The 16146-nt window shown below is 59.3% G+C and carries 11 protein-coding genes; 5 read left to right on the top strand and 6 right to left on the bottom strand.

The window, feature by feature from the left end; genetic code table 11:
* Positions 1-16: 16 nt before the first annotated feature.
* Positions 17-1237 carry an AGE family epimerase/isomerase gene (locus tag AC2A6O_RS26260; RefSeq protein ID WP_498931540.1) on the bottom strand — a complete coding sequence of 407 codons (1221 nt, stop codon included), beginning with the start codon at positions 1235-1237 and terminating at the stop codon, positions 17-19.
* Positions 1238-2275: 1038 nt separating this feature from the next.
* On the opposite strand from AC2A6O_RS26260, the gene AC2A6O_RS26255 reads away from it, so the two are divergent.
* From AC2A6O_RS26255 to AC2A6O_RS26240, 4 genes are all read left to right on the top strand, one after another.
* Positions 2276-4018, top strand: coding sequence for a type I secretion system permease/ATPase (locus AC2A6O_RS26255; RefSeq protein ID WP_498931538.1), 1743 nt, complete (start codon positions 2276-2278; stop codon positions 4016-4018).
* Positions 4018-5343, top strand: a complete 1326-nt coding sequence (locus AC2A6O_RS26250; RefSeq protein WP_498931537.1) for an HlyD family type I secretion periplasmic adaptor subunit — start codon at positions 4018-4020, stop codon at positions 5341-5343. The genes AC2A6O_RS26255 and AC2A6O_RS26250 overlap by 1 nt, the downstream gene beginning before the upstream one ends.
* Positions 5344-5606: 263 nt before the next feature.
* Positions 5607-6311, top strand: coding sequence for a DUF1275 family protein (locus tag AC2A6O_RS26245; protein ID WP_498931535.1), 705 nt, complete (start codon positions 5607-5609; stop codon positions 6309-6311).
* Positions 6312-6326: 15 nt separating this feature from the next.
* On the top strand, positions 6327-7358 hold the full coding sequence (locus tag AC2A6O_RS26240) for an FUSC family protein (RefSeq protein WP_498931533.1): 1032 nt from the start codon (positions 6327-6329) through the stop codon (positions 7356-7358).
* 171 nt (positions 7359-7529) lie between these two features.
* On the opposite strand, the gene AC2A6O_RS26235 is transcribed toward AC2A6O_RS26240, so the two are convergent.
* From AC2A6O_RS26235 to AC2A6O_RS26220, 4 genes are all read right to left on the bottom strand, one after another.
* On the bottom strand, positions 7530-9176 hold the full coding sequence (locus AC2A6O_RS26235) for an NAD-dependent malic enzyme (RefSeq protein WP_498931531.1): 1647 nt from the start codon (positions 9174-9176) through the stop codon (positions 7530-7532).
* A 43-nt stretch (positions 9177-9219) separates the two neighbouring features.
* On the bottom strand, positions 9220-10566 hold the full coding sequence (locus tag AC2A6O_RS26230; RefSeq protein WP_498931529.1) for an MFS transporter: 1347 nt from the start codon (positions 10564-10566) through the stop codon (positions 9220-9222).
* A 173-nt stretch (positions 10567-10739) separates the two neighbouring features.
* Positions 10740-12458: a ubiquinone-dependent pyruvate dehydrogenase gene (gene poxB / locus AC2A6O_RS26225; RefSeq protein ID WP_498931527.1), complete on the bottom strand. Its 1719-nt coding sequence runs from the start codon at positions 12456-12458 to the stop codon at positions 10740-10742.
* Positions 12459-12801: 343 nt separating this feature from the next.
* The gene (locus tag AC2A6O_RS26220; RefSeq protein ID WP_498931525.1) at positions 12802-13194 is read right to left on the bottom strand and encodes a tautomerase family protein; all 393 of its coding nucleotides are present in this window, start codon (positions 13192-13194) and stop codon (positions 12802-12804) included.
* 463 nt (positions 13195-13657) lie between these two features.
* On the opposite strand from AC2A6O_RS26220, the gene AC2A6O_RS26215 reads away from it, so the two are divergent.
* Positions 13658-15301: a cation:proton antiporter gene (locus AC2A6O_RS26215; protein ID WP_498931523.1), complete on the top strand. Its 1644-nt coding sequence runs from the start codon at positions 13658-13660 to the stop codon at positions 15299-15301.
* Between the two features lie 159 nt (positions 15302-15460).
* On the opposite strand, the gene AC2A6O_RS26210 is transcribed toward AC2A6O_RS26215, so the two are convergent.
* Entirely contained in the window at positions 15461-15991 is a 531-nt protein-coding gene (locus tag AC2A6O_RS26210) for a hemerythrin domain-containing protein (RefSeq protein WP_148587440.1), read from the bottom strand.
* Positions 15992-16146 lie beyond the last annotated feature (155 nt).

The following is a 16146-nucleotide window of genomic DNA, read 5'->3' as shown; positions in this document are numbered from 1 at the left end:
TTGCGGCCCCCGAAAGTCATGCCAGTTTTCTCTTGAGAGGCTGCAAGGTTTCGAATGCCGGTTCGTTTTCGCTGAGCCGCTCAATCCTGTCCGACAATTCGTAGATCGAGCAAAGGATGTGGTAGAAGGAGCTTGCAGGTGCAGGCTCATCGATGAAGCTGCCGTCGGTTTTCATCTTGTCTCGCCAAAGTCCGGGAACCGGCGTGTTCAGGAAAAGCTCCAATGCCTGGCACGCGGCTAGGGTGGATGCGAGGTATCTTTCCTGTTCGGCACCTGACGAAACGGAAGCGAGGGCGATTGCCGCCTTGATCCACTCCGTCTGCGGCCAGAGTCTTGCGACGCCGTCACGCACGGTGAAGTCGTCATTCAGCGCCATGATCGCCACTTTTCGAGTGGCGCAGATGCCGTAGGTTTTCGCGATGTCGAAGAGGCGCCGGGCCTTCAGAAGCGCATCATCCCGTCCGCGTAGCGTTCCCCAGCGCACCAGAAGCCAGGCCCATTCAAACTGGTGTCCGGGTTCGACCGTGCGTCCCTTGTCCTCGGCGAATTGCTCCCAGTCACCGTCGAAGAATTCACGGAGTGCGCCGGTTGCCGGGTTGATGAATTTGCCGAGGCAAAGTTCCGCGATCTCGTCCGCCAGTTTGCCGAACGCATATGCCTGTACGCCACCAAGCTCATGCCAAGCGAGAGCGGCCTCGAACAGATGCATATGCGGATTGGAGCACAGCGGCAGAACGCGGGGGACTTGCTCTTCGAAGCCGGCAAACGGGTGAGCGAAACGGTCTTTCAGTCTCCCGAGAAGCGTGGCCGCCCGTATCCCGTATGCTTCGGCGTTTTCCGGAAACGATTTTGCCGCCTGTGCCAAGGCAAAGAGGGCGAAGGCCTGATTGTAGAGATCGAAGCTGCGATCAGTCAGCGTGCCGCTTGAAGACGCCATTGCACCGTATAGCCCGTCCTCCAGAAGATAGGTCTCGTCGAAGAACCTGAGCCCATGACCTACGGCCTCTTCCCAAGGGCCGTTCCAGCCCTGGTGACCCGCTGCCGCATAGCAGTAGATCTGGCGCGGCTGAACCCGCGCGCGCCGATCGATCCGGCAAGCCGTGCCGTCCTGCGCAATGGCTTCGAAAAAGCCGCCGACTGCCTTGTCGGCGCCAATCTCCCACCAGACAGGCAAGGCCTTGCTGTCCAGCCAATCGGTCAGACGAGCGCTTGCATTGTGCAGTGCGTCCTGGATCATTCTGAGAAACCCGCGTGAGCAATTCAGGTGTCAACATAGAGAGTTAACGAAAGGTAAGCGGAGGTTACGCAGGGTTTGTTTGTACCGCAATAGGGGGAGGTGCTCATATTTTGTGCTGCAGCGCACAACGGTCATGGTTCTGCACAATCAGAGATGGGTGGATTATTTTGCACTGCGGTAACATGCTCATGACGCAGGGGTAGATATTTATGTCTTCGGGTTGCACCGCGAATGGCAGCAAAATGCTGGGTTCGATGCGGCTGCCGGCTAAATATTTGCTCTGAGCTTCAGTTTTATTTCCGAAGCCTAATTGGAATAGTTGTATCGGATCAGATACAGCCTAATTTTTTTGCAATCGGCCTGTGTGCAATGCTGTCGGTCGCTGGCTGAAATCAGGCGTAAAAGCTTTAAAATCATATTGATAGATTGATGTAGGTGCAAACTCCGACAAGATATGTTGCGGTGCAAAATATGTGCTTGTGCCAAAAAATGGGGCTTGCTAACTTCAGGAAAGTCAATCTTGTCTTCTTGCCTAAAGTTTCGTCAGATTGAAGAGTAGTGTTCTCATGTACAGTGTGATCGTTTGGCCGCGAGAGTAGGGACGATATACTTCATTGATGATGGCGATCTGGGACGCAACTATCTCTATGATGTGGAAAGCATCGTCTTTACTGACGGCCTTCCTTTCGCATAGGTGGCGTGACACCGGGAAGTTAACCGAACATCTATATCGATGTGAGATCCGTAGGGATGACCTCATGCGATAGGGAAACTGTTCATCGTCGTCACCGACGTCCAGCGGGCGTGATTGCCCGAACACTGGGGGTGTGTTGAGCGTGACGCAACGTTCTTTGGCGAACGATATCATCCAGCCGGTGCACGTCAGACTGCCGATTTTGTCCCGTCTCGATTTGACTTTGGCGTTGGAGAGATGCCCGGCCTGAGACGGGGCTGCATATTTGGTTGTCACACGGAAATGTTTTCGACGCATACAAGCTCTCCAAAAACTCTGCGAAGCAGCCGAATGGAATGATTTCAATGCAATCAAACGCTCGCAATGCTTCCCAGAGTCCCCGGAAAAACGATCCCCTTGTGCTGGCCTTCCGTTCCATCAGACCCACCTTCTGGGCCATTGGGGCGGTGAGCCTCGTCATCAATATTCTGATGCTTACCGGGCCGCTCTTCATGCTCCAGGTCTATGACAGGGTGCTGGCCAGCGGTTCGGTGCCGACCCTTGTGGTCATAGGTTCCCTGGCAATCACGCTTTACGCGTTTTACGGGCTGCTGGAGGGGGTGCGTGGCCGTATTCTGGCGCGGGTGGGCCAACGTGTCGACGCGAAGCTTTCGGACGCCGTCTACGAAATCTCGAACCTCCTGCCTGTCCGGCTTGGCGCGAGGTCGGCAAAGCTGCGGCCGGTTCAGGATCTGGACACGGTCAGGCAGTTTCTGTCCGGGCCGGGCCCGGCTGCGATCTTCGATATTCCCTGGCTGCCGCTCTATCTCGGTATTGTGTTCCTTTTTCACCCTCTGCTCGGTCTGGTTGCCCTGGGTGGTGCTGTCGTGATTTGCGCGATGATCGGCCTGAACGAAGCCATGTCGCGCGGCCCGGCACAGGAGGCGGCCGGCCAGACCGGTCGTCGAACCTCCGCGATCGAAGACGGGCAGCGCAATTCGGAAGTCCTGACCGCGATGGGTATGCAGGAAGCCCTGTCGCTAAAATGGAACGCCCAGAACGGGGATTATCTCGCGACCCAGCGAAAGGCCGCCGACCGGTCCGGTTTCTTCGGGACGGCTATCAAGACAATCCGGTTCATATTGCAGTCCGCAATTCTGGGCGTTGGAGCCTGGCTCGCGATCAGGCAGGAAATCAGTCCTGGCGTGATGATTGCGTCTTCCATCATGACCTCCAGGGCACTGTCTCCCATTGAACAGGCTGTCGGCCAATGGCGCGGTTTCGTTGCCTGCCGGCAGGCGCTGAGCAGGTTGAAACGCGTCCTGCACCTGGTCGACGAAAAAAAGAACATCATGGATCTTCCTGTACCGGAACGGGAGATCCGAGTTGAGCAGGTGTTTTGCGGCCCGGTCGGCGAAACGCTACCGTACGTCCAGAATGTGTCCTTGACCCTGGAAGCGGGAGAGGGCCTCGGCATCATAGGCCGTTCGGGGGCTGGCAAATCCACATTGGCACGGGCTCTGGTGGGTGTGGTTCCCCCACTCAAGGGCGTCATTCGATACGACGGGGCTGAACTCGGCCAGTGGCCGAGCCCGAAACGCGGTGAGTTTATCGGCTACATGCCGCAAGACCTGCAACTCTTCGACGGAACCATCGGCGGGAATATTGCCCGGTTCAGGGATGGTGCCAGCTCAAAAGACGTCATTGAAGCGGCGATGATCGCTGATGTTCACGACCTGATCGTTGGTCTGCCAGAGGGCTACAATACAGTCATCGGCCGGGGCGGGCGCGAGCTTTCTGCCGGCCAGCGCCAGCGCATCGCGCTGGCCAGAGCAGTGTTCGGCAATCCGTTTCTGATCGTTCTGGATGAGCCGAACTCCAACCTCGACTCTCAGGGCGAGGACGCACTTTCAAATGCGATTCAAACAATGAAAGAGCGCGGGTCCATCGTTGTCGTCATCGCGCACAGGCCAAGCGCCATCGCATCGGTCGACAAAATACTCTTTCTCAACGATGGGAAAATGGCCGGCTTCGGTCCGAAAGAGGAAGTGCTCAAACAGGTCGTGCAGCCAGTGCCTCAGCAGGTGACAGGCAGGGGAGGCGTCTGATGAAGATGATTGAGACGTCGCCGAGCGGAGGTCGCAACGATCACGATGCGCTTCTTGGCAAGACCGTGCGGTCCCATCTCCTGTTTGCTTTCCTTGCCATCGTCGTTCTGGTTGGTGGCATCGGGATCTGGGCAGGCCTCGCCGAAATCTCGGGGGCGGTCGTCTCCAGCGGTACGGTCGTCGTCGAAAGCAGCGTCAAGGACGTTCAGCACCGCGAAGGCGGGATCGTCAAGGAGATCAAGGTCAAGGATGGAGACGAGGTCCTTGCGGGCGATCTCCTGATACGGCTGGACGATACGGTGACCCGGGCAAACCTGGCGGTTGTCACGAAACAGCTCAGGGATCTCTCCGCACAGCTGTATCGCCTTGAGGCGGAGCGCGACGACCGCGACGAGATTGCCTGGCCGGACAATCGTAAGACCAAGCCCGGTGATATAGAACGCGGCCAGCAGATGCTTCTGGACGCGCGGCGAAAATCGATAGCCGGCCGAAAGGATCAGCTTGTCGAGCAGGTCCGCCAGTTCAACAAACAGATTGAAGGCCTCCAAGCGCAAGTCGAAGCGAAGAGATCCGAGATCGAGCTGATCAACGAGGAATTGTCTGATCTGTCAGGCCTTCTGGGGAAGAACCTGGTTTCCAAGAGCCGGGTGACGGCTCTGAAACGGGAGCATGCCCGCCTGCAAGGCGAATTTGGCGGCCTCGTAGCGGAAATTGCGCGCACGAAGGAAGCAATCAGCGAGCGGCATATCCAGATCCTTCAGATCGAAGAATCCTACCGGGCTGAGGTTCTCGAGCAGCTTCAGGAGGTTCGCTCGCGCATTGCGCAACTTGAAGAACAGAAGATCGCGGCTGAAGACGAGTTGACCAGGGTCGAGATCCGGGCCCCGAGAACCGGTTATGTGCACCAACTTGCCGTTCACACCATTGGAGGGGTCGTCGCCCCCGGCGAAACGGTTCTGCAGCTTGTTCCTCGTGAGGACCAGTTGATCATCGAAGCCCAGGTGCGGCCGGTGGATATCGATCAGTTGTCCTCGGGCCAGGCTGCGCGTGTTCGCTTCCCGAGTTTCGATCAGAGAACCACGCCGGAACTCCGCGCAACGCTTCTGACGGTATCAGCAGACCTCAAGCAGGACGAGCGCACGGGCATGGCGTTCTATGTCGCGCGCCTTGGCATCTTGGACGAAGAGCTTTCCAAGCTCGAAGGCAAGGTGTTGCTCCCCGGCATGCCTGCCGAGGCTTTTCTGGAAACGGGAGACCGAACTGTTCTGAGCTATCTGGTGAAACCGGTCGCCGATCAAATCGCACATGCGATGCGGGAACGTTAGGGGTGGACGAACGTTACGCAGCGACCACGTTTTAATTTTGCACCAAAACCGCCACTGGTTGATGATGGCATTTTCCGACCATCTTGAATGGTATTGCCTAGGTGCTTGCGGCTTCTAGCTGGGGACACGGTTGTGCCATGGAGATACCGTCGGCAATCCCACGCCTTTCGGTCAACCGGTTTGGCGGGTAGTTTGCGGCCTGAAAAATATCCGGGCGGACCTGTCGGTGTCCGACGAAACGAAAAGATAGTCGGAACATATCGATGCCGCAGAAATCCGAATCCCGTGGGCGGGGCGCAGAAGAGAATTCGCCGATCACGCGCCTCTCGATACCGCAAGGGTTTGTATCGTTGATCCTCAACGCCGTTGCCGGGTGGATCGATGCGGTCGGATATCTCGCCATGCTGGCCTCGATCCAGATGTTTCCCTCTTTCATGAGCGGCAACCTGACCAAAATCGTGACTGGTGTCGTGAATGGCAACGGCGCGACATCTTTGAAAATTGCTGCTGGGGTTCTCGCGTTCTTCGTGGGGGGCGTTGTTGGTCGCCTTGTCAACGCGGGCGAAGCGCGGCGGGATCCGGCGTCGCTGGCGCTGGTCGCTGGGGTGCTTAGTGCCTCGGCGGTCAATCTGGTCATGGGCGGCGACGCCTATCTGACACTGGTGGCTCTGGCGGCTGCGATGGGCATGATCAACCATGCTTTCAGCGGGCACATGGATTTCCATGTCCGGACGTATCTGAGCGGGATGCTGGTGACACTGGCAGGAAAGGTAGCGGATGCGATCGCAGGGCGCGGGAACTGGCGCGAGGCGGTGGGCCCGGTGGTGACATTGCTCAGCGTCCTGATCGGGGCCTTAGCCGGGGCGTTGACGGTCATTCATGCGCCGCTTGTCGTCTCCATCTCGTTGCCGGCCGCCGTAATCGCGGCCCTCGTTATCGCTTTGCTGACCGGGCTGGTCGGACCGTAGGAGGGAGGTATTCGAATGGCCAGCGAAAAAACGTCCTGGAGCCTTGCGTCGCTGGGACAGTGGCTGTGGGACTTTATCTTCGAGGGATCGCCGGTGCCGCTTCGGCTGGCATTAGGTACGACCTTCGCGACCTTTGTACCGGCTGTCATCGTCTTCTTTATTGTCCCGCATATGACACCAGTCCCGTTTCTGGGGGCACTTGCGATGATCAATGGAATCCGGGGATCGGGCTACCGGATGGCGACCCTTTCCCTTCTGGTGGGGGCATGCGCCATCTATCTGGTGCTGCTTTTCGGGGCATGGGCACCTTTGATCGCCGCCGCCCTGGCAATGATTTCAGGCTTGTTCGGCAGTTTCGGCCACGCGCGCCCGATGATCGTGGTCTGCATCACCTGGTCAGTTTTCACCGGACAGATCATCCCGGAGAACAATCCGGAGCTTGTTGTGGGCCTCTATTTGAGCGGTGCGCTCGCCTCGTTTCTGGTGGCGCGGCTGACGTCGGCCTCAAATAGCTTTCCGGCCGAGGATGAACGCTCGCGTACCCATGCTCTGGTCCTCGGTGTCCTGTTTGCCAGTGGTTTCGCATTTGCCACCTGGTTCGGGCGGCAGTATTTCGATCAGCTCGGCAATCACGGCTATTTCTTTCCCCTGGCCTTCGCCTTCCTGTGCCTCCCGCCACATTCGCTTTTCTTTGGCAACGCGATCAAGAGGTGCCTGGGCACGGGCCTGGGCTGGCTCGTTTCCATCGGTTTGAACGATCTGTCGCTTCCCATATGGGGCAGCGTCGTCATCGGCGTCTCCTGTTTTTTCCTGTTCCAGTGGCTGCTCTCGTGGTCCAAGCTGATCGCGATCATGTTCGTTACCACCGCGATTATCGTCCTGATCGGCATTTTCGCCCCGGACAAACCCATTGCGGAGGAGCGCATGGACGCCGTTCTTGCGGCGGCGGCTATGGCGACCGTCCTGGCGTTTATCGCGATGGGGGTGCTGAAGGTCGTCTCGCCAAAGGCTCTGCGGGAACTTATCGGAGCCTCGTCGAACTCCTGACGGAGTCGACGACGGGCCGGTTCTCAAGCGCAAGACCGGAAAGGGCCGCGTGGTGGCGGGGCAGGGGCCTTGCCCAGGCGGTCGGCCCTTCGGCGGGCTTTTTCGATCCGCCGAAGGAAAGATAGACCACGATCAACGGGAAAGTTGATCCCTGCCCACCGTCTTTTGGTTTCAGTCCTTGTTGCTTTGGTAGACTGGTTCGAAGACGTGGCTCTGGATCAGCGCGCCCACGTCATCGGGCTCTTCGACACCTGCCAGACCGCGGTCGAAGATGTTCCGCGCAACGGCAACGGCGATCCGAAGCTCGGTGGCCAGCATGTCTTTTTGCGGCGGGAACAGCATGCCCTTGTCGCGGGCCGAGTCCGAGACCTGCCCTGCGCACCCCCGGGCAGCTGCGATAAACATTTCGCTGTCGATCTTCGTCGCCTTGGTCGCGTAGGCTGCAAGACCGAGGGCGGGGAAAATGTAGAAGTTGTTCGCCTGTCCGGGGTGGAATTCCTGTCCGTTCACCTCGACATCGGGGAACTGCACCCCACAGGCCACCAGGGCCTTGCCGTCGGTCCAGGTATAAGCGTCCTTGGGCGTGCATTCCGCGTTCTCGGTGGGATTGGACAGCGGAAAGATGATTGGCCGGTCGCAGTGCTTGGCCATTTCCTTGACCACACCCTCGGTGAAGAGGCCGCCGACGGTGCTGACCCCAATCAGGATCGTCGGTTTGACCGCCTTGACCGCGGCCTCGAGGTCCTTCGTGTCCTTGAGATCTTTGGCGAAAGGTTGCTGATAGGTATTGAGGTCGTCACGCGTGCTGGTCAGCAGGCCGTTCACATCGAAGAGCGTGATGGCCTCCTGCGCTTCGCACTCGCTCAGGCCTTCGCCCTGCATCGCCTCTGCGATCATCTCGGAAATCCCGATTCCGGCGGACCCGGCCCCGGCGAAAAGGATGCGCTGATCCTTCAGCGCCTCGCCCTTGATCTGCAGCGCTGTCGTCAGGCCCGAGATCGTCACGCTGGCAGTGCCTTGGATGTCGTCGTTGAAGATCAGGTAGTCGTCCTTGTAGCGGTGGAACAGGCGCAGAGCGTCGGTGCCTTTCCAATCCTCGAAATGGATGCAGATGCCCGGGAAAACCTCGTTCGCCGCCTGCATGAATTCGTCCATCAGGGCGTCGATCTCATCGCTGCTCGCCACGTCCTCGTGCAGGCCGGGATAGAGCGGGTTGTCGCGCAGATCCCGGTTGGTCGTGCCGATGTCCATGTGGATCGGCAAGAGGGCATTCGGGGGCACGCCCGCGCAGGCGGTGTAGAGTTGCAGCTTGCCGATGGGGATTGGCGCGCCGTTGGCGCCGATGTCGCCGAGACCCAGGATGCGACCGCCCGAGGTGATGCAGATGAAGCGGATATCGCGCGTCGGCCAGTTGGACAGAACCTCCTTGAGCCGGCCCTTCATGTGCTTCGTCAGATACATTCCGCGTGGCCGGCGAAAGATCTGCCCGTAGTCAAGGCAGGCCTGAGCGATGGTCGGGTCGTAGACGATGGGAACGAACCGCGCCGGGTCCTGCATGAGCACCGCGTAGAACAGCGTCTCGTTCCGGTCGCACAGACCCATCAGGTAGATATAGCGTTCAAGGTCCGTCCCCTTGGCTTCGAGATGGGTGTGGACCCGCGAAATCTGGGTCTCAAGCGTATCTACATGCGCGGGCAGCAGCCCGGTTAGACCCAGCTCCTCACGCTCCTCCTCCGTAAAGGCGGTGCCCTTGTTGAAGCTCGGGTCGTTGAGCAACGTCGTGGTCGAGGGCGACTTGGCTGTGGTCTTGGGGCGCATGTGGTTGTCCTTTTCTGCAGACCGGTTGGCAGGGTGGCGTCGGTTAACGCCGCTCCGGATAGGGATGGTCGATCGCGTCGCGGTCGGGACGGTGGAAGAGGAACGTCAAAATCACCGAAGAAGCTCCCAGCCCGGCGAGGATGAAGAACGCCCGCTCGAAACCGCCACTGCTGCCGACCACCCAGCCGGTGATGGCAGGCGCGGCAAAGCCCGAAACAGCAAAGAAAAAGTCCATTATCCCCAGCGCTGTGGCCGACCGGTCCGGGGCCACGTCAACGTTGACGGCGTAGTAGACCGCGTTCGCCCCCATGGAGGCCGCAACCGCCACGCTGATCAGTGCCAGTGCGACCCAGAGTGTCGAGGTGAAGGCGACGGGCAGGATGACGACGGCGGCGATCAGCTGCGTGATGATGATCTGCCAGCTGCGCGAGATCCGAAGGCTGTGGGTTTTCTCCAGCAGACGGTCGGACAGATTGCCAAGCAACAGAAGCACCAGGCCGGCGACCGCCCAGGGCACGAAGGAGAACCAGCCCACATTGGCAACCGATACCGAAAACTTCTGTTCCAGATATCCCGGCAGCCATGTCATGAAGAAGAACAGGAAATAGCCGAAGACGAAGAACGCCCAGTAGTTGGACAGAAGCGTTCCGTTCGTGAACAGCCGTTTCCAGCTTGTTTCAGTCGCGTTGTCGGATTGGGCAGGAACGACATTTCCGCTGCCACGGTCTGTGTCGGTGTCGTCGACGGCCTTGTGCTGGATATGGGCCAATTCGGTTTTGTTCACTTGAGCCGATTCTTCCGGCCGGTTTCGGAACAACCAGAACCACAGCGGAAACCAAACAAGGCTTGCGACGGCGAGGATCCAGTACAGCGAGCGCCAGTCGGTAAAGGACAGGATGCCGCTGACGACAGGGCCGCCGATGGCCAACGAGAGAGGCACCGCTGCCAGTGAAAAGCCTAACGCCCGAGCGCGTTCACGCGGTGACAGCCAGTTGGCGACGGCACCGGTCAGGCCTGGAAACATCGGCCCTTCCGCAAGACCCAGCAGCGCGCGCAGGGCCAGGAGAAGGAAGAAGCTGGAGGCGACGGCGGTCAGCGCGCTTGAGACCGCCCAGAGGATGACTGCAGCAGTCAGGATGATGCGCGGACCGAAACGGTCAGTCAGGATACCACCGATGAAGGTGGTGAACATGTAGCCAACCCCGAAAGCCCCGAGGATGAGCCCCTTCTGGGTGTCCGACAGGCTCAGTTCCTTTGAGATCGGGTCGATGGCGTAGGAGATCGCCGAGCGGTCGATGTAGTTGATCACGACGATGGCGAAGAGAAGCGCGACGACGAGCCAGCGATAGTGGGTCATGGCTCCGTCAGAGCGGGAGGTTGGGGCTGCCATTCGGATCACTCCCGTCTTGGCGTTGCAGTATGCGCAGCGCTGACCTCCCACCACCGGCAGGACCAGCCCCGCTGCGCACTCGTTTCATTTCCGGCTATATTTGATCTTGTTTCTTTCCTCTGCCGGTTCCCAAGATCAAATAAATGTAAGAATTCGGCCGGTTGGTTGGGGGCTCATCTGAAGAGGTTGCTGGTGGCCAGTTTCACGATCTCGTCACCGCGTCCGTTCAGGATCGCGCGCATGCCATAGAGGCTGAAGCCGATGGCCTCGTCGGCCTTGATAGTCGGCGGCATGGCCAGTTCTTGCCGGTTCGACACCACGTCGATCAGCGCAGGGCCATCGTGGGCGAAAGCGTCCTGCAGCGCGCCCTTGAGATCGTCGGCCTCCTCGACACGAATACCCTTCAGGCCGATGGCCTCAGCGACCTTTGCGAAATCGGGGTTCTGCAGGGCGACATTCTCGGGCAGGTAGCCGCCGGTTTTCTGCTCCAGCTCCACGAAGCCGAGCGTTCCGTTGTTCAGAACCACGATCTTGACAGGCAGCTTCAGTTGTACGGCTGTCAGCAATTCGCCGAATAGCATCGCCACCCCTCCGTCACCCGACATGGACACGACCTGCCGGTCAGGAAACGCCGCCTGCGCCCCCAGCGCCTGCGGCATCGCGTTCGCCATGGAACCATGGTTGAACGAGCCGATCAGTCGCCGCTTGCCGTTGGTCTTGAGATAGCGCGCGGCCCAGATCGCGGGCGTGCCGACATCGACGGTAAAGACCGCATCCTCCGAGGCCACCTCGTTGACGATCGAATAGATATGCTGCGGGTGCAGAGGTTTGCCCGGCTTGCTGGGGATCGCCAAAGCGTCGAGGTCTTCACGCGCCTTGGCATAGTGCTTGAGCGCCTTGTCGAGGAACTCTCGCGGTCGGCCTCCGTCGATCTTCGGCGTGATCATGCGCGCGAATTCCACAACGTCGGCTTCGATCCCCATTGTCAGGGCCACACGCTTGCCGAGCGCGCCGGGCTCACGGTCGACCTGGATGACCTTGGCATCCTCGGGGTAGAAATTCCGATAGGGAAAGTCGGTGCCGAGCATCAGCAGCGTGTCGCATTCCTTCAGCGCGTGATACCCCGACGAAAATCCGATCAGTCCGGTCATGCCCACATCGAAAGGGTTGTCCCATTCCATGAATTCCTTGCCGCGGAAGGCGTGCACGATCGGCGCTTTCAGCGCGTCGGCCAGCGCCACGACCTCGTCATGCGCGCCAACGGTACCGGCCCCGGCCAGGATCGTGACGTCGCACGAGCCGTTCAAAAGCTCCGCTGCGGCCGCGATATCGCTATCGACCGGCACGCGGCGCACCGGTGAGGGCGGTACGAAGGCCGGGGTGTCACCGTCGAAGTCCAGCAGAGACACGTCGCCGGGGATCACGATCACCGAAACGGTGTTCCGGCCGATGGCCGTGCGCAAAGCCCTGTGCAGGACGCCCGGCATCTGCTTGGGCGTGGTGACGAGTTCGCAGAAGTCGCTGCATTCTTCGAACAGTTTCGTGGGATGGGTTTCCTGGAAGAAGCCCAGCCCGATCTCGGTGGAGGGGATATGCGACGCGATGGCGAGCACGGGGACCCGGTTGCGGTAGCAGTCGTAAAGCCCGTTGATCAGATGCAGGTTGCCCGGCCCGCAGCTTCCTGCGCAGACCGCGAGCTTGCCCGTAACCGCCGCCTCTGCACCGGTGGCAAATGCTCCGGCCTCTTCGTTGCGGACATGCATGAACTCGATCTCACCGTTCTCGCGCAGGGCGCCGTCAATGGCATTGAGGCTGTCACCCGTCACGCCCCAGATCCGCGTTACCCCGGCGGAGGCGAGCGTTTCGACAAGAAGTTTGGCAAGAGTGGTCATCTGCAGGGTCCTTTCGGAAATGGATCAGAGGCGCCCTCGGGAAGGGGGAGCGCCTGTGCGGGACAAGGGGTCGGCTATACTTGGACGGGTCGGGATCAAGGTTATGGAGAGTGTCGCAGAGTTCGTGGAGAGCTTGAATAGGGAGACAACAATTCTGGTGTGAAAGCCAAAATCGTAACCCTATTATACGGTGGGTATTTCGCCAGTGAGACAATCAACCCGAAAGTGAAAAATTGGACATTCAGACCTGCAGCAGTGGAATGAAATTCTCTGGCGAGAAACTTTGCGACACGCCCGGCCCCGCCTTGTGGAAGGGCCATCCGACCGGTTTTGCAGAGGGCTCTTATGGTAGGCGTCCGGTGACGTATTGTGCTTCGCCCTGGGCGAAGCTCCAGTCTTCCTCCCGATTGGTGAACACGGAAATCAGCAAGTCGTTGGGATTGAGGCCGCATTCCTTTTCGAGGCGGTCAGCAAGAAGCTCATAGACCTTCATCTTCTCGACATGCGTTCGCGGACTGGTGAAGAACTGGATCGAAACCATCTGGTTTGAACGCGTGAAGCCTAGTCCGGTATCAAGGAACACCATGCGTCCCGGCTTGTGCTCATGGACGATCTGATAGCGGTCTGAATCAGGTACGCCAAAGGCGTCAACGACGCAGCTCTGGATGGTGTCGAGAAGGGTCTGAAGCTGCTCTTCCGAGCGGCCTTCGATCATGTCAATTCGCAGTAGAGGCACTTTGTGTTCTTTCTTGGAGAGATCTGTTTTTGCTTTTACACTGACCTGTAACGCTCTGCCCACCGGACTGGTTCCCTGCCTTTCTTGTTAAAGGTGTTCTTTGTCTACCACCCACTTCCTTTAGGATATCTGAAAGTGGAAGAAGTGAAGCCTTTTCAATGATTAGTGTCTGGCTTCCGGAGAAGTCTCGAACGTCCGAAATGAGGGCGCCTTGCAATGGAGTTCGTCAAGGTGCCAGCAACTTTCCGCTAGGAGAAATTTGCTCGACCGGCGCCGCGATGAAGGCTGATCTGGCAGCCCACTGGAACCGCCTGAGCGAAAAAACGTTCCTTGCAAAAGATGAAAGTTCGACAGAGTTTTCAGATGCCATTTCGTCTTCATTTATAGGTCCGCACCCTCGGGTGTCACCGTCGAAGGAAAGTCAAACCATGACCGTTCACGGACAAAAACGGCGGGGGTCCGTATGAACGTCGGTCTCGTCGTGATCCTGTTCCTGCTGGCCACGGTGATCAGCAGTCTGCTGTCGCGAATCGTTCCCGGACTGCCACGACCCCTGGTGCAAATCGCGCTCGGGGCGGCCATCGGAGCGCTGTCACCATGGAACATCACGCTCGATCCGCATCTGTTCTTCCTGATGATTGTTCCGCCACTCCTGTTTTATGATGGCTGGCGTTTGCCGAGTGATGACCTGGCGCGTGATGCGCCGACGGTGCTGAGCCTGGCGCTTGTTCTGGTCTTTGTCACCGTCGTGGCAATCGGCCTCCTGATCCACACGATCTTGCCTCAGTTGCCGCTTCCCGTGGCCTTTGCCCTTGCGGCGGCGATCTCGCCGACGGATCCGGTTTCGGTCTCGGCGATCACCTCTCGTGTGCCAATGCCCCACCGCCTGATGACCGTGTTACAGGGCGAAGCGCTGTTGAACGATTCCGTCGGACTGGTGTGTTTCAAGTTCGCGGTTGCGGCGATCGCTTCGGGCGCATTTTCGATCTGGCAGGCCAGCGGCGAGTTCTTTTGGCTGTCCAGCGCGGGTGTCGGGATCGGCGTCGCCGTGACATGGCTGAGCATCTGGCTGACCGCAAAGATCGATGATCGTCTGGGCGCTGATGCTGGATCGACGGCACTCATCACGGTGCTGATCCCCTTCGGTGCCTATATCGCGGCCGAGCATGTCTCAGCGTCGGGCATTCTTGCCGCGGCGTCCTCGGGTCTGGCCGTGACCTTGCGCCATTCAGCGAAACTGGGTGGCGGGGTCCATCGGTTGGAGCGGCGCGCGATCTGGAACCTGATCAGCTATACGCTGAACGGGGCGGTCTTCGTCCTGCTGGGCGAGCAACTTCCCAGACTGTTGGAGAGCGGACTGAAGGTGTCCGGAAGTGCCAATCTGAAAGGGGCGGAAAGCCTTGTCTTGCAGATCGGCCTGATCCTGATCGCGCTCTACGCGGTCAGGCTGATCGTCCTTGGCATCGTCTTTGGCGTGCTGCCGGCCTGGCGAAAGCTGCGCGCGGGCGACGCGGGTCCGAAGTTGTTCCCGCTGCTGGTGTCGATGACGGTGGCCTCACCGCGCGGAGCACTGACACTCGCCGCAATCCTGACATTGCCGGCAACGTCCTCTGGCGAGATTTCGTTGGAGACCCGAGACCTCGCCATCCTGGTTGCTGCCGTGGTGATCGTATCCACCACGACCCTGACAGGGCTGCTGCTGCCGGTCTGCCTGCGATGGCTTGACTGGTCGGGCACCGGATCGACACGGGACGAGCTGCGTGAGATTGAGGTCGGCATGGCGGAGGCAGCCCTGTCGGCGCTGAAAGACGCGCGCTCGGATCGGGCCAAGGACATGGAAGATACCACTGCCCTCGACGCGGCCTCGGGCGAAATCATGGAAATCTACCAACATCGGCTCGACAGCTTGCATCACGAATCCGATGCGGATGACCGGGAGGCCACCGCCGAGCTGCGCTGCGATCTTCACAGTGTCGCTCTGAAAGCAGAGCGCCGTTTCTTGAAGGATCAAAGAAATGAGGGCGAGATCACCGTCAGCCAGGCGGTGGAACTTGACCGACGCATCGATTTGGAGAGCGCCATCAAGTCCCAGCGGGGACACGACTAGCCTGAGGTCGGGTGAGAGCCCGAAAGGGGTATGGCCTGGCGCTGACACGCACCTGCCGGATGCGCGTCAGGCATATTTGGAATTTCTGCAACCCGGACTACCATCCGATTGCGAAGGCGGCCGCTTTGTGGCCGCGATCCGCCTTCAGGGGTGCTTGGATCAGGCGTTGCCCAGTGTCTGCGCCGGATCCTCGACGTAGTCGTCCACATCCTTGTCCTTTACGGGGACACCCGTCAGATGTGCGCACTGAAACGCAAGGAAGCGGACGCCCAATTTGTGGCGCTCCTCCAGAGAGTTGCGTTTGCGGAAATCCGCGAGGCCCTGACGCTCTTCTTCACCCATGTGATCGCTATTGGCGACCTCGCAGGCCGCGACTGCCGAGAACCACTCCGGTGTTCCAACCTTGTAATTCTGCACCTTTTCGCCGGTATCCCGGATCTCGTTGTGATCGCCAATGGCGTCGCGTGTCTCTTCCTCCGCATCGTCGGCATCTGCGGCACCGGTGCCTGTTTTCAGCAGGTCAGGATAGAAAAAGCGCTCCTCGGCCTCTGCATGTGAATCGAGCAGGGCTTTCAAGCGACCCCACACGGCCGTGAGGGCTTCGGTGTCGCTTGGGTCGATCTCGTTGATCGCAGCAAACAGACGGCGTTGTTCGGCGTGGTCCTGGAGGATGATCTGTGTGACGTCCATGTTTGTTCCTTCGGGTTGCAGAGTGGCTCTCGAAACGCGGTTAGAAAGAGCTACTCAAGTGTTCGGATTTTTTAGGGCATCCGATTCTGGGTTCAAGTCTCGGTCCGGAGACGAGAGAGCTGCACCGCCTCTGACACCGGGCTGCGCCGGTGGCG

The organism is Labrenzia sp. ATLA3 (genome assembly GCF_057180185.1).
The sequence above is the reverse complement of the archived record's forward strand: the minus strand, read 5'-3'. Positions and strand labels throughout refer to the sequence as shown.